The 14,598-nt window shown below is 67.5% G+C and carries 13 protein-coding genes; 2 read left to right on the top strand and 11 right to left on the bottom strand.

Going from position 1 to position 14,598, the window contains the following annotated elements; translation table 11 throughout:
• Positions 1-163: 163 nt before the first annotated feature.
• The 8 genes from ACVDHE_RS05490 to ACVDHE_RS05455 all read right to left on the bottom strand — a co-directional run bounded on the left by ACVDHE_RS05490 (position 164) and on the right by ACVDHE_RS05455 (position 9,184).
• Positions 164-2,038, bottom strand: coding sequence for a glycoside hydrolase family 13 protein (locus ACVDHE_RS05490; RefSeq protein ID WP_458885871.1), 1,875 nt, complete (start codon positions 2,036-2,038; stop codon positions 164-166).
• A 15-nt stretch (positions 2,039-2,053) separates the two neighbouring features.
• Entirely contained in the window at positions 2,054-4,264 is a 2,211-nt protein-coding gene (locus ACVDHE_RS05485; RefSeq protein WP_458885870.1) for a penicillin-binding transpeptidase domain-containing protein, read from the bottom strand.
• Positions 4,265-4,283: 19 nt separating this feature from the next.
• Positions 4,284-4,796 carry a hypothetical protein gene (locus ACVDHE_RS05480; protein WP_325224687.1) on the bottom strand — a complete coding sequence of 171 codons (513 nt, stop codon included), beginning with the start codon at positions 4,794-4,796 and terminating at the stop codon, positions 4,284-4,286.
• 34 nt (positions 4,797-4,830) lie between these two features.
• Positions 4,831-5,676, bottom strand: coding sequence for a rod shape-determining protein MreC (gene mreC, locus ACVDHE_RS05475; RefSeq protein ID WP_213037183.1), 846 nt, complete (start codon positions 5,674-5,676; stop codon positions 4,831-4,833).
• 30 nt (positions 5,677-5,706) lie between these two features.
• Positions 5,707-6,279, bottom strand: coding sequence for a Maf family protein (locus tag ACVDHE_RS05470; protein WP_458885869.1), 573 nt, complete (start codon positions 6,277-6,279; stop codon positions 5,707-5,709).
• Between the two features lie 8 nt (positions 6,280-6,287).
• Complete coding sequence (locus ACVDHE_RS05465; RefSeq protein WP_213037181.1) at positions 6,288-6,719, bottom strand: dUTP diphosphatase; 432 nt, start codon at positions 6,717-6,719, stop codon at positions 6,288-6,290.
• A gap of 81 nt (positions 6,720-6,800) precedes the next feature.
• Positions 6,801-8,855, bottom strand: a complete 2,055-nt coding sequence (locus tag ACVDHE_RS05460) for a peptidase U32 family protein (protein ID WP_458885868.1) — start codon at positions 8,853-8,855, stop codon at positions 6,801-6,803.
• Entirely contained in the window at positions 8,852-9,184 is a 333-nt protein-coding gene (locus tag ACVDHE_RS05455) for a cell division protein ZapA (RefSeq protein WP_213037179.1), read from the bottom strand. Before ACVDHE_RS05455 ends, ACVDHE_RS05460 begins: the two co-directional genes overlap by 4 nt.
• Before the next feature lie 262 nt (positions 9,185-9,446).
• On the opposite strand from ACVDHE_RS05455, the gene ACVDHE_RS05450 reads away from it, so the two are divergent.
• On the top strand, positions 9,447-10,373 hold the full coding sequence (locus ACVDHE_RS05450; protein WP_458885867.1) for a DnaD domain protein: 927 nt from the start codon (positions 9,447-9,449) through the stop codon (positions 10,371-10,373).
• A 4-nt stretch (positions 10,374-10,377) separates the two neighbouring features.
• Complete coding sequence (locus ACVDHE_RS05445) at positions 10,378-11,376, top strand: ATP-binding protein (protein WP_418725789.1); 999 nt, start codon at positions 10,378-10,380, stop codon at positions 11,374-11,376.
• Positions 11,377-11,418: 42 nt separating this feature from the next.
• Here the strand turns inward: ACVDHE_RS05445 and ACVDHE_RS05440 are convergent, their stop codons facing one another.
• The 3 genes from ACVDHE_RS05440 to ACVDHE_RS05430 all read right to left on the bottom strand — a co-directional run bounded on the left by ACVDHE_RS05440 (position 11,419) and on the right by ACVDHE_RS05430 (position 14,532).
• Positions 11,419-11,865, bottom strand: coding sequence for a GNAT family N-acetyltransferase (locus ACVDHE_RS05440; RefSeq protein ID WP_325224674.1), 447 nt, complete (start codon positions 11,863-11,865; stop codon positions 11,419-11,421).
• Between the two features lie 61 nt (positions 11,866-11,926).
• Positions 11,927-12,592, bottom strand: a complete 666-nt coding sequence (locus tag ACVDHE_RS05435) for a TVP38/TMEM64 family protein (RefSeq protein ID WP_458885866.1) — start codon at positions 12,590-12,592, stop codon at positions 11,927-11,929.
• A 107-nt stretch (positions 12,593-12,699) separates the two neighbouring features.
• Positions 12,700-14,532 (bottom strand): VanW family protein, encoded by a 1,833-nt coding sequence (locus ACVDHE_RS05430; RefSeq protein ID WP_458885865.1) that lies wholly within the window; start codon positions 14,530-14,532, stop codon positions 12,700-12,702.
• Positions 14,533-14,598 lie beyond the last annotated feature (66 nt).

Here is a 14,598-nt window from a genome sequence, read left to right as displayed (position 1 = left end):
CCTTGCGTTCAATGCATTATTATATCAAGGTGTATCGACACTTGCAAGGGCAAATCAAAAAAACACGAAGGCCGTCACCAGGGTGTTTCACGTGAAACATGCTGCCGAAGAACAAACAAACGCCCCGGATGTTTCACGTGAAACATCCGGGGCAGAGAGGCGATCAGCTCAGCAGCAGCCCCGTCCGGGGCGGCAGGGTCAGGGTCAGCAGCCCGTCTCCGGCGGGATAGATCCGGCCGGTCAAAAGATCTCTGGGCGGCGCCCAGTGCCAGGGCAGGGTCAGCGTCCGGGTCTCGGCTCCGGCGTTGACCACCGTCACTGTCCGCTCCGACTCCGTCTCCCTGGCGAAGGCCAGCAGGGGTCCGGAGGCGGACAGCCACCGGAACCGGCCCCGGGACAGGGAGGGGCGGGTCTGGCGCAGGCGGCTGAGCCGGGCAAAGCGCTCCAGCAGGTCCTGGCGTTCGCTGCCCCAGGGGTAGCCGCCCCGGTTGAAGGGATCCTCAAAGCCCTCCATGCCGGCCTCGTCGCCGTAGTAGATCATGGGAGCGCCGGGGAAGGAGAACAGCACCAGCACCGCCAGCCGCAGCAGGGCCTCGCCACGCTCCCGCTCGGCGGGGGAGAGGCAGTAGGCCGCCCGCTCCTCCTTGGTCTGGGGCACATGGTCGGCGCCCAGCACCGTCAGGATGCGGGGGGTGTCGTGGGTGCCCAGAAAGTTCAGAGCGGAGTAGAAGGCAGAGGGGGGATAGTTCTCCCGGATTGTCTCCATGGCCTCCTGGAAGGCGGCGGCGTTCCCGCCCTGGAGATAGGCCAGCAGGGCGGTGCGGAAGGGGTAGTTCATGACGCCGTGGAGCTCCTGGCCCAGGAGATACCGGCGGCGCTGGGAGTAGGCGATCTTGTTGCTGGCGTCCTCCCAGACCTCGCCCAGCAGGAAGCTGTCGGGCTTGGTATCCTCCATGGCCTCCCGGATCTTTTCAATGAACCAGTCCGGCAGCTCGTCGGCCACGTCCAGCCGCCAGCCGTCCACGCCGCAGCGCAGCCAGCGGCGGATGATGGAATTGGGGGCACCGATGATGTAGTCCACATAGCCGGGGTTCTCCTCCCGGACCGCCGGAAGGGTGCGGATGCCCCACCAGGAGTCGTAGTCCTCCGGCCAGGGGTGAAAGGAGTACCAGCCGAAGTAGGGGGACTCCCGGCTCTGGGCCGCGCCCAGGGAGGGGTAGAAGCCATCGGCGTTGAAGTAGATGCTCTGGGAGCCGGTGTGGTTGAACACGCCGTCCAGGATCACCCGCATCCCCCTGGCGTGGGCCGCGTCGCACAGGTCCCGCAGGTCCTGCTCCGTGCCCAGCATGGGGTCGATGCGGGTGTAGTCGGCGGTGTTGTAGCGGTGGTTGGAGGCGGACTCAAAGATGGGGTTCAAATACAGCGTGGTCACGCCCAGGTCCGCCAGATACGGCAGCTTGGAGGTGATGCCCCGGAGAGAGCCGCCGAAGAAGTCCCGGTTGCGGATCTCCCCGTCCGGGTCCGGCCGCCACTCCGGCGTGTCGGACCACTCCTGATGGACCCAGCGGCTGCCCACCAGGCCCGCCGGGTCCGCCTTGTCCGACGGCAGGCGGCAGAAACGATCTGGAAAAATTTGGTATACCACGCCGCTGCCGAACCACCCTGGTGTGCGGCTCTCCCGGTAGACCGTCAGCTGCCAGGGATGGACCTGCCCGTCGCTGCGGTAGCCGGTTTTGTCCAGGTCGCAGCCGGAGCCGTCGTCCCGCCAGAAGCGGAAGTGGTACCACACCAGCTCCGGCTCCGCCGGGGCGGTGAAGTTCAGGGAGAAGCGGATCCGCTCTCCGTCCACGCCGTCCTGGTAGAGCTCCCGCTCCTCCTGCTGGCCGGAGAACTCCCGGCGCATCACCAGGGCGCAGTGGGTAAAGCCCTCGGAGGCCAGGGGACGGCAGTGCAGAGATACGGTGGTCCCGCAGACGGCGGCGCCGAAGGGCGACTTACACAGGCCGTAGCGGGGGTCAAAGACAAAGGGTTCGCTCATGGGAGGCGATCCTCCTTACTCAAGCAGTTGGTGTTCGCCGATCACGGCGGTGCCGACCTCGTCGGCGGTGAAATAGGCGTTCAGGATCTCCACGGCGGTGGAGGCCAGGTTGGCGCCGGCGGAGCCGTGCTCGATGGCGATGGACACCACGATCTCCGGGTCGTCATAGGGGGCGAAGCACACGAACACGCCGTTGTTGGTCTGGTCGCCGCCCAGCTGGGCGGTGCCGGTCTTGGCGCCGGCGGTGACCACGCACTGGGTGAAATAGGTGTACAGCTGGCCGCCCGGCTGGGTGTAGCCCAGCATGCCCTCCTTCACGGCCTCCAGGGTGGAATCCGCCATTTTCACAGTGTTCAGGGCCTCGGTGTTGCCGGTGGCCAGGACCTGGGAGTTGTCATAGGACTTGACGGCCTTCAGGAGGTGCGCCTCGCAGTGCTTGCCGCCGGAGACCAGCGTGGCCACATAGTTGGCCAGCTGCAGCGGGGTGTACTCCTGGTTGGCCTGGCCGTAGGCGGCCCAGGGAGCCAGGTTCTGGCCCGGCGGGTTTTCAGGCAGGGTGCCGGCGGCGTCGCCGATCTCGATGCCCGTGGGGGAGCCCAGGCCGAAAGCCGACAGGTATTCCACGAAGGTATCCATGCCCATGCGGTAGCCCATCTCCGCGAAGAAGTAGTTGCAGGAGTTGGTGATGGCGCCGGTGACGTTCAGCAGGCCGTGGCCGCTGGTTTTCCAGCAGTTGGTGTAGCTGTTGAGGTCGCCGGGATAGTACCAGCGGCCCGTATCCCGGATCTTCTCCGTCAGGGTGGTGGCGCCGGACTCCAGCGCCGCCACGGCGGTCAGGGGCTTGAGGGTGGAGCCGGGGGCATAGGGGGTGCTGGTGGCCCGGTTCCAGAAGGGGTTGGCCTTGTCCGCCGACAGCTGGGCGTACACATCGCTGCGGCGCCAGGTGGACAGGTCATAGGTGGGATAGGAGGCGATGGCCAGGATCTCCCCGGTGCCCACCTGCTCCACCACGGCGGCGCCGCCCCGGGTCTCGTCCGGGTCCTGCCGACTCATCCGGGTGATGGTGGCCGCCAGGGCATCCTCCACGGTCTTTTGCAGATCCAGGTCGATGGTCAGCTCCACGGTGTTGCCGGGCTCCGGCTCCTTGGAGTAGTACTCGCCGGTGATCTTGCCGTCGGCGTTGGTGGAGACGATGCGCACGCCGTCCCGGCCCCGGAGATATTCCTCAAAGGCGGCCTCCACGCCGGTGCGGCCGATCTTGTCGTCGGAGTTGTAGCCCTTCTCCCGCAGGGCTTCCATGTCGTCGCCGGACTGAATGCCGGTGGTATACCCCAGGATATGGGCGGCGTAGGCGGTCTGATACTCCCGGACGCTGGAGGCGCTGACCTTGGCGCCGGCGAAATTGCCGTCACTGAGCATGGAGACAAAGGCGGTGTCGATGTCCTCCGCCATCACGTAGGAGGGGATGTTGTCGATCAGGGACCGCAGCTTCAGCTCGTACCGGACCCCCAGCACCAGCCGGGCCTCGTTGAGGGAGTAGATGGCAGGCAGTTCAAAGCTGGCCCGCATGAGCTCCACCAGCTTGTGGGCGGAGATGCCGATGGCCGTCAGCAGCTCCTCCGTCAGGGCGGAGGAGGGCAGCTTTTCCGCCAGCTTCGCCCCCTTCTGCTGGTCCGTGAGGGTGGCGTCGGCCAGGATCTCATCGGCGGCGTTGGTGACGGTGCCGTCCTCATCCGTCTGCTCCAGCAGCCCGGGGTGCTGGAGCAGATAGGCCCCCAGGGGCTCCGCCACATCGTCCAGGCTGAGGAGATACGTGAGAAAACGGCCTCGCTGGATGGAGTCCAATCCCTCCAGCGTGTAGGAAAAGGGAGCGGTCTGGGAGATGGGCAGGTTGTCCACCCAGGTGACCTCCTGCTTCTGACACAGCCGCACCAGGCGCAAAATGGCCTCGTTGACATCCTCGCCGGATTTCAGCAGCGAGGTGCTGAAGGTGAGGCTGTATGTGGACCGGTTGGAGACCAGCACCTGGCCGTTCCGGTCCGTGACGATGCCCCGGGAGGCCTCTACGGTCTCCGGTTGGGTAATGGTGCGGATGGACTGGGCCAGGTAGTCCTCGTGGTCGTTGACCTGGGTGTCGTACAGTACCCCCAGATAGATCAGAAGGACCAGCAGCACGAAGCCGCCCAGGATGTACAGCCGCAGATTTGGAAATTCTCGTCGCTCCATGGAAACTCCTTTTCAGGGATCAGTCGTACAGATGGACCCGGCGGTGGACGGCGGAGAACAGCGGCACCGCCAGCAGCAAAAAGGGTGCGGTGGCCGCGAACTCCCGGACCATCACCCACAGGCCCGCCCCCCAGGCGGGCTTGCCGGCGGCCCACAGCAGCAGGCAGCGGAACAGATCCGTCAGCAAAAAGCCCGCGGCGGCGGACACCAGGGCGCACAGCCACCCGGCCTTCAGCAGGCTCTTGGAGATCAGGGCGCCGCTGAGGGCCGCCAGGGGAAACACCAGGGTATACAGACAGGGGATGGGACCCGGCAAAAGCAGGTCGCACACCACGCCCAGCCCCAGGCCGAAGATGGAGCTGGGCACCGGGTTTTCATAGTTGCCCAGCACCGCCGCCAGAGCGGGGTACAAAAAGGGGATCACGCCCCAGAGGGTGATGCGCTGCAGCAGGGACCCCTGCAGCAGCAAAAGCAGCACGGTGGCCCCGGCGTACAGGGACCACTTGAAGATGATCTCATTTCGGGCCAGCACGGCGGGACCTCCTCTCCAAAAAGCCGCATCGGCCTCAGGGCACGATGTCGAAGGATTTGATGATGAACACCTGGTTCAGGCTGTCAAAGTCCACCTTGGGGACCAGGACGGCATAGGAGGTGGCGCCGGAGTCGTCCACCTGGACCTCCTCCACGGTGCCGATCACCAGGCCGGAGGGCAGATACTCGCCCAGGCCCGAGGTCTCCACCAGGTCGCCGGCCAGCAGCTGGCAGTCGGCGGGCAGGACGCCCAGCCGCAGGCGGCCCTGGCGCATCAGAGCGAAGTCGCCCTCCGCCAGACCCAGGTCCTTGGTCCGGAACACCTGGGCGCCGATGGAGGTGTCCGTGTCCACGATGGTCAGGACCCGGCACCAGTTGTATCCGGCCTTATCCACCAGGCCCACCAGGGCGCCGGTGGCGTCCATGACGCAGTCGCCCACCTCCACGCCGTTGGCGGTGCCCTTGTTCAGCGTCAGGGAGGAGGTCCAGTTGGTGACCTCGTGTTCGATCACATAGGCGGACTCCATGTCGCTGGTCAGGTCCCGGTGGGCCTGCTGCAGGTTCAGCAGATCCCGGTAGTTGGCGTTTTCCTCCTCCAGCTTCTCCGACCGGCGGACGGCCTCCTCCATCTCGGCGATCTGCTGTTTCAGCGCCGCGTTTTCCTCCTCCAGGGCCGTGTAGTCCTCATAGTACTTCTGCTTGTCGCTGATCCAGTCCGCCACCGCCGTGTAGGCGGCCCGGAAGGGGGAGGCGATGATCCCCGCCAGGTTGGTCAGGGGCGCCGAGTTGGCGGAGAAAAAGGACATGCAGGCCAGGGCCACGGCGATGACTGCCGCGGCAAAGAGGACCCACAGGCCGTGTTCTTTCAGAAAGTTTTTCAAAGGGGACCCCTCCCGACTGTCAATTCACGCTCATACCAGCAGATGCACGCCGAAACGGCTCAGCATCCGGCTCAGCCGCAGCACCGGCAGGCCCATCACGTTGAAGTAGTCGCCGCGGATCCCTTCCACCAGCAGCGCGCCCACGCCCTGGATGCCGTAAGCGCCGGCCTTGTCCATGGGCTCGCCGGTGGCGATGTAGGCCAGGATCTCCTCCCGGCTCACCGGGCGGAAGTATACCTCCGTGGTCTCAGCCTCGGTCTCCATGCGGCTGCCCAGGCGGACGGTGACGCCGGTGCAGACCGTGTGGTGGCGGCCCTGGAGGGCCGTCAGCATGGCCAGGGCCTCCGATTCGTCCGCGGGCTTGCCCAGCTTCTGCCCGTCCAGAAACACCATGGTGTCGGCGGTGATGACAATTTCATCCTCCGCGGCGTCCACGGCCTGGGACTTCTCCCGGGAGATGTATTTCACCGTCTCCTGGGGGCTCAGCCCCTCGGGAAAAGCCTCCTCCACGTCCGGCACCCGGACGGTGAAGTCCGTGAGGCCGATCCGCCGCAGCAGCTCCTGCCGCCGGGGGGAGGCGGAGGCCAGTACGATCCTTGCCATGGCGCGCCTCACTTTCCCGTGGAGCCGAAGCCGCCCCGGTCCGGCCCCTCCAGCCGCTCCACCCGCACGAAGCGCAGGGGCGGCTGGTTTTTCACGATGCGGAACTGGCAGATCCGGGCGTTTTTCTCGATGGTCACGTCCCGGGTGGCGTAGGCGGGCATCCGCCACTGGTCGCCGTCGCCCCGGTAGGTGTAGTCCACCACGCCCATGGAGTTGGTCTGCAAAAGCCCGTAGTTTTTGAAGGTGGAGCTGCGGGGGACGATGTGGGCCTCATACCCCTCCGGCAGCGCGATGGCCACCCCCAGGGGGATCAGCCGGAACTCCCCGGCCTTCATGGTCACGTCCTCCGCCGCGTGGAGGTCGATCCAGTCGGATTTGCCGTCCACGTAGCACAGCTCGTCGATATCGTCCACAAAGTATTTTACCTTGATCTCTTCCATATGAAACTCCAAAAGTAAATACAATTCGTAGAATTTAAATGATATATTACGGATAGGAGCGGATTTTCTCCGCCGGAACCCTCATTCCACACCCCGCTCGTAGAGGCCCCGGGTAAAAGTCCCCTCCGGCGCAGCGCCGGTCAGGTAGTCCCGGAACACCCGGACGCACTCCGCCGCCGTCTCGGTGGTGAAGCGCAGACGGGCGTGGGCCAGGCCCAGGCGGTGCCAGTCGGTCCGGTCCGCCAGCCACAGCGGGCGGCTGTTCTGGATCTCCGTCCGGCGGCCGAAGGCGCTAAGCAGGGGGAACTCCGCCCCGGTCCGGTCCCGCAGGGCCGTGACGCCTCCGGCGGTGAGGTCGTGCTCCGTGATCATCAGGGGCAGGCGGCCGTAGACGATGGCCTCCGCCGGCAGGCACTTGGCGAGATCCCGGATCTGGGAAAAGCGCAGCTCAAAGGACACGCAGGCGCCCTGCAGCCCCTTGCGGCGGAGATACTCCAGGGAGCGGCTGTTGAACACGTTGAGGCCGAAGTCGCCGTACCGGGTCAGGCCCAGCCCCTCGGTCAGGGGCACATGGCCGATGTTGCCCAGCAGCGCACCGGTGACGCCCAGCTCTCCGGTCCGCTCCAGCCAGGACCGGAGCGTCTCCTCGTCCCGGTCCCGCCACACCCGGGGCAGCGCGGCGCACCACTCCGTCCGGCCCGCCGGCAGGGCGTCCATGTCCGCCAAAACCTCCAGGGGCACATACACCCGGGCGGGGCCCAGGGAGAGAAGGTCCTCCGTCAGCTGGTCCCGCCGGGCCACCGACACGGTCAGCGCCGGTTCGGCGGCGGAGCAGGTGTCCTCCGGCGCCGGGGGCTGGGACAGCAGGCGGCGCGCAGGCGGCGCGGTCCGGGCCTCCGTCAGGGCCGCCAGGGCGTCCCGGCGCAGGCCGTTGACGGCGCTGGCGGAGAGAGACAGGCCCTCGTCCACCGCCGTCACCACCGTTTCGCAGCGGTAGGCGGTGCCGCCGGTCTTGCGCAGGCGGGCCTCCAGGTCCGCGCCGGTGAGGGCGCGGGTCCGGGCGGCCTCCGGCACGGGACCGGTGACGGTGACGGCGTGGCCGTCCCGGTCGGCGGCGGTCAGGGTGCAGGGGACTCCGGCGGCGACGGTGCAGGACAGGTCCACGCCCACGGTCCGCATGTCGCCCTTCTCATAGGCGGCCTTGGCCGCCTCGAACAGCTCTCTGGGGTCCGCGGCCCCGGCGGGCCGGGTGCCGAACATGTCCTTTCCGGTATGGCCCTGCCAGTACCCGTCGGTGAAGCCGGAGCGGGAGAAGGCCGCCTCCAGCTCCGCCGCCTCGGCGGCGGTGGGGCCCCGGCCCTCCGCGAGCAGCCGGTCATAGATCCGCGTCACCACGGCCACGTACTCCGGCCGCTTCATGCGGCCCTCCAGCTTCAAACAGGAAACGCCCATGTGCGCGGCCTCCTCCAGAGAGGCGGCCATGCAGTTGTCCTTCAGGCTCAGGGGGTAGGGATTGCCCTTTTTCCCGCCCACCGCCGCGTAGGGCAGGCGGCAGGGCTGGGCGCAGCGGCCCCGGTTGCCCGAGCGGCCGCCGATCAGGGCGCTCATCTCGCACTGGCCGGAGTAGCACATGCAGAGGGCCCCGTGGGCGAAGATCTCGATCTCCGCCGGGCAGGCGGCGCAGATGGCGGCGGTGTCGGCCGCGGAGCACTCCCGGGCCAGCACCACCCGCTCGCACCCGTCCGCCGCCAGAAGCCGGGCGGCCCCGGCGGTGAAGGCGCTCATCTGGGTGCTGGCGTGGACCGGCAGGTCCGGCAGCATCTGCCGCAGCAGCAAGAAAAGCCCCCAGTCCTGGACCAGCACGGCGTCCACGCCCAGGCGGGCGGCGGCCGCGGCGGTGTCCAGGGCCCGGGGCAGCTCCCGGTCCGTCACCAGGGTATTGAGGGTCAAAAAGACCCGCACGCCCCGCTCGTGACAGTAGAGCAGGGCGTCGGCAAATTCGGCGTCCGAAAAATTCTTGGCGCCCTGGCGGGCGTTGAAGGTCCCCCAGCCCAGGTACACCGCGTCGGCCCCGTTCTGCACGGCGGCGCGCAGGGCCTCCGGCGAGCCGGCGGGGGAGAGCAGCTCCGGCCTCATCCCTTGTTCCGGTTGTCCAGCCGCTGCTGCAGGCGGAAGATCTCCCGCTTGAGTTCGCTGACCTCGCTCTGGGCCTTGGAGGCCTCGTCCAGATAGCCCTTGATCTGGCTGCGCAGCTGCTCCGCCGCGGCCTGGGCCTTGAACAGCTCGTCGGCGATATTGGCGGCGGTGAGGACGGCGGCGTCGGTGCGGCCCACCTTGGTGCCGCTGAGGACCTCATTCATCTTGTCGCCCACATAGGCGCCCACCCGCTGCATATAGGAGGCGGACTCCTCCGCAATGAAGGTGTATTCCTCGCCGCAGATATTGACGACTACCCGATTGGCCATAACAGGGCCCCCTCTTTCGTGTGATTTGACGGCCGGAGCAAAGCGCGCCGGCCCGGATCCCGGCCCATGGCCATAAGATCGCTCTCAGTATACCATACCATGGGCGAAAGCGCCAGAAAAAACCCCGGAATTTGAAAAAAATTCACAGCCCCGGCGGGATTTTCCCCCTTGGCGGGAAAGGCCGCAGGAAAAAAGGGGGACTTGTTCTGCCGGGGAATTTCGTGTAGAATAGGGAGGACTTGAGACGAGGGGAGGCGGGACCATGGCCGGATGCCTGATCGAGACCGGAGACGAGGGCGTCACCCTCTCCGGCGGGGCGGTGAAGCGCCTGCTGGAAAAGGGCGACGGCGACGCGGCGCTTTTATATCTGGCGCTGCTGCGGCGGCGGGGGGCCGTGGCGCCCCGTTCCCTGGCGGGCGAGCTGCGCTGGGACCGGGAGCGGATCGAGGGGGCGGAGGCCGCCCTGCGGCAGCTGGGCCTGGTGGCCGCCGCGGAGCCGCCGCCGGAGCCGGCGGAGGAAAAGCCCGACTACCAGCGCGCCGACGTGGCGGAGCGGCTGGAGCGCAGCGCCGAGTTCCGGGCCCTGACGGACCAGGTGGAGCGGAAGCTGGGCAAGCGGCTGACCACGCCGGACGTGGCGGTGCTGCTGGGGCTCACGGACTACCTGGGGCTTCCGGCGGACGTGGTGTACTTACTGGTCTGTCACTGCGTGGAGCGGGTCCGGCGCCGGTCCGGCGAGGGCCGCCGCCCGGGCATGAAGCAGATCGAGAAGGAGGGCTACGCCTGGGCAAGGCTTGGGATCGACACCCAGGCCGCCGCGGCGGAGTACCTGCGCAAATACGCCCAGCGCCAGGACCTGCTGCCCCGGTACATGCGGGCCCTGGGCCTGGGGGACCGGTTCCCCTCCCCGTCGGAGGAGAAGTATCTGCTCGCCTGGCAGGAGATGGGCTTCCCGCCGGAGACGGTGGCCATCGCCTGCGACAAGACGATTTTGAAGTGCCACGAGCTGAAGTGGGCCTACTGCAACGGCATTCTGCGCCGCTGGCACGAGGCGGGCCTCCACACGGAGGCGGAGATCCGGGCGGGAGACCGTCCGGCGGCCCGGCCCGGTCCGGCGGCGGCCGCCGCCGACGTCCAGGACGTGGCCTGGATGAAGAAGTACATCGATCAGCGGGACAAGGGGGTGTGAGCATATGGCCTATGACGGACGGGTCCTGCGCCGGGCCATCGCGCGGTTCGAGGAGGACCGGCAGGAGCGGGAGACCCGCTTTCAGGAGCGGCGGGAGACGATCTTCCGCCGCCAGCCCCGGCTGCGGCAGATCGACGCCGAGCTGCGCTCCACCACCAGCCGCATCATCTCCTCAGCCCTGCGGCGGGGCACGGACCCCATGCCCGCCCTGGAGGTGCTGCGGGACGAGAACCTGAGCCTCCAGGAGGAGAAGCGGGCGCTGCTGGAGAAGATGGGCCTGCCACAGGACTGCCTGGAGAACAAGCCCGCCTGCGCCCTGTGCGGGGACAGCGGCTACCGGGGCGGCGAGATGTGCCGGTGCCTGCGCAATTACTACGCCCGGGAGCAGCAAAAGGAGCTCAGCCGGATGCTGGACCTGGGCGGCCAGAGCTTTGAGAACTTCTCCCTGGACTGGTACTCCACGGAGACGCTGTATCCCCTGGGCATCTCCGCCCGGAAGAACATGGAGCGGGTGTACCGCATCTGCAGGGAGTACGCCGAGACCTTCGCCGCGCCGGGCAGCGGCAATCTGCTGCTCACCGGGCCGCCGGGCCTGGGCAAGACCTTCCTCTCCGCCGCCATGGCCCGGGAGGTCAGCGGCGACGGCTGGTCCGTGGTCTACGACACCGCCGCCCACATCTTCCAGCGCTTTGAGGACCGCAAGTTCGGCCGGGAAGAGGGGGAGGAGGCCGAGGGAGACGTGAACCGGGTGATGACCTGCGATCTGCTGATCCTGGACGACCTGGGCACGGAGATGACCACCGCCTTCGTCCAGAGCGCCCTGTACCAGATCCTCAACACCCGCCTCATGGAGCGGCGCTCCACCATTCTCAGCACCAACCTGAAGGTCGTGGAGCTGGCCGGGCGCTACGGCGCCCAGACCGCCTCCCGGATCGAGGGGGAGTACCAGATCCTGCCCTTCTTCGGAAAGGACATCCGCATCCAGCGCAAGGAGCGGGAATAAGAAAAAGGACCTCCGTCCGCGGTTTCCGCGGACGGAGGTTTTTTACGGCTCCGGCAGCTCCATGTACAGCAGGGGATAGGGCCGGCCCTGTTCGTCCAGCGGCGTCCGCCGGACCGTCCGGAAGCCCAAATGCTCGTAAAAGCCCCGGGCCGCGATGTTCTGCTCGTTGACAGTCACCTCCCGCAGGGAGTAGGCGTCCAGGGCGTACCGGACCAGGGCGGTGCCGATCCCCCGGCCCCGGGCCTCCGGCTCCAGAAAGAGCATCTCCAGCCGCCGTCCCTCCGCCCCCAGAAAGCCCAGCGGCGTCTCCCGCTCCCGGGCGATCACCAGATGGGGGACCTGGGTCAGGGCGCCGGGCACATCGGGCCGGATGGCGGCGATCTCCGCCGGCGACAAAAAGGTGTGGCTGGCGCGGACGGACCGCTCCCACAGCTCCAGGAGCTGTTCCAGCAGGGCGCCGCTCCGGCGCCGGACTTCCAGGATCTCCATGGTGGCCTCCTTGACGGGGTTTTTCCCAGGATACCACGGCACGGCGGGCCGCGCAAGGGTCTCAGCGCCGCCGCAGCCGCCAGAGGGCAAGGGCCAGGGCCGTCAGGCCGCCGCCCACGGCCAGGGAGATCCAGAACCGGGGGCTGCCGGGACTCCACAGGGCGGCGCCCAGCACCGTGGCCGCTGCCACCCGGGGCGCCGCCCCCAGCAGCCCGGCGGAGAGATAGGTGCCGTAGGGCACCCCCGCCGCCCCCAGCAGCAGGCTCACCAGATCCCCGGGGCTGGCGCCGCCCAGCCGCAGCAGAAAGACCGACTGCCACCGCCGACCCGGCGGCGGGCGGCACAGCGCCGCCGCCTTCGGATATTTCCGGCCCAGGGCCTCCAGATCCCCCTGCCGCCGCCGGCCCAGGAGGAAGGGGGCCGTCTGGGCCGCCGCCGCGCCGCAGAGGTTCACCGCCAATGCCGCCGGCAGGGGGAACAGCAGTCCGCCCGCCGCCGTCAGGGCCGACATGGGCACGCAGAAGGTGACGCTTTTGAGCACATACAGCCCCAGCAAAAAGGCCGCCGCCAGCGCCGAGCCCTCCGGAGACCGGCGGGCGATGGCCTGGGCCGTCAGTTCCCGCCGCAGGGGCCACAGCGCCGCCAGGGCCAGTACCAGCAGGGCCGGGCCCAGCCATCGCCGCCACCGGCGCTCCTTCTCCACGGCCATCCCTCCTTTTTTCGTCACACAGCCCTAGTATGCGCCGAAAAACGACCGGCATGAGCGCGCCGGATACAAAAAGGCAGACGTGAGTTTTTCACGTCTGCCTTTTGTGTATTTTCCAAAAACCGCCGTCACAGGAAGGGGGCGTCCTCCGGCAGCACGTCCGCAGGCAGGCCGCCGCTGTCCGTAGTGCCGCCGGTACTGCTGTTCTCCGGCGGCAGGATGCTGGTGCCGGGGTCGGTGACGGTGCCCGGATCAGTGGCCGTGCCGGGGTCTGTCGCGGTGCCGGGACCGGTGCTGGTGCCCGGGTCCGTGGCGGTGCCGGGGTCGGTGGCCGGGGTCTCCGGCAGGGCCGGGCCCCGGAGGATCACCTTGTTGCGGGATTTGTAGTCGCTGGTGGCCTCATAGGCGGAGGAGATCAGCGTGCCGTCGGCGGCGTACACATGGCGGTAGGTCTTGTACTTGTAGCCGGTGTAGGGTGTGGTCTTGACCTTCTCCGTGCCGGGGGCCAGAGTGGGATCGTCCTCATAGGCCACTTCATAGGGGGTGGTGGAGAGGTACTCGTTGGTCACCTTGGCATAGGTCCCGTCGATATTGGTGCCCAGGATCTTCACGGTCAGGGTGCTGTTTGCATATGTCGTGACGATCTTGATGGGGTAGTCGGTGTTGTTGGTGAATTTGTAGTCCGGACCGCCCCAGGAGACGGTGGCGTCCATGCCGGCGGGGATATAGGAGGGGATATAACGGTGGGCGTACCGCTCGGTGATCTCCAGATTGGACCGCAGGCACGCCAGGTACAGCGTGGAGGAGGTCTGGCAGATGCCGCCGCCGATCTCGTCCACGGTCTCGCCCTGGACGTAGGCGGGGGCGGGCTTGTAGCCTCTTGCGGCGGTCCGCTGGCCCACGGCCTCGTTATAGGAGAAGGTCTCCCCGGCGTTGAGCACATACTCGTCGATGGTGGCGGCGGAGAGCTGCACGTTGGACTTGCGGGCGGAGGTGCCGCCCACCTTGGTCTGGGCGGTGCCCAGCACGTCCCGGAACAGCAGGTCCTTCAGCGCCTCGGCGGTGACGGTGGGCTGCTGTACCTGGGCGGGGACGGTGATGGTCTCGCCGGGCTCCGCCGCGTCCAGGGCGATCTGGGCGGCGGCCACGTCGAAGTCCGCGCCCACCTGCTCAGGGACGATGGTGTCGGTCTCGGCGTCGTAGGCGGCGTTCTTCACCTCGCCGGAGGTCTCGTCATAGATCTCCTGGACGGTCAGGGTCTGGGCGGGGATGGTGGTGAAGGAGACATAGAGCTTGACGGAGGCACCGTCAAGCTGCGCCAGATACTGGCGCAGGGCGTCCTGGCTCACAGAGCGGCCGTCCCGGGGCTTGGTGATGGAGATGCTGTCCTCGCCCAGCTCGTAGGCGGCGTCCACCGCCTCCTGGTCCAGACGGTCCGCCAGATCCGACACGGCGGCTTCTATATCGCCGCTGAGCTGGAAGCCAAACCACATGCCGTCCCCCCGGACCAGGCTGCTGAGATAGGAAAAGCCCTTGACAAAAAAGGACATCCCGCGCTGGCTGTCCAGCGCCTCCTGCGCCCAGTCGGAGAAGGGAATACCGACGCTCTCACCGGCCGACTCCGGAGTAAAGCCCAGCTGGGCCAGGGTCAGGATGAGGAGCGGCTCCTCGTTCTCCGTCCCGTGCGGATCGGTGCCGTCAGGGGTCTCATAGATGGGGACCTCCCGCTCCGGCAGCTCCTGCGTCAGTTTTTCCTGGGCCTGGGCCGCGGTCAGCCCGCCCACGTCAATGCCGTTGATCTGATAACCCTGAAAAAAGGTATCCAGAGAACTGGCCCAGGCGCAAAGGCCTATGTAGGCGGCGATCAATACCGCCAGAACTGCGCCCGTTATGATCAGCGGCCCTTTGCCGCCCTTTTTCAGCCGTTTCGGCGCCATGGCCTGTGCGGTGTTCTGCACCATGATGCCCCTCCTATTGCAGGAAATTGAAATGCGCCCCGCCCCGGGGACGGTGCCATTGATTATGAA

This window comes from Dysosmobacter sp. Phy (genome assembly GCF_054476235.1).
Note: the sequence above shows the minus strand (reverse complement) of the source record. Positions and strands in the feature narration are given on the sequence as shown.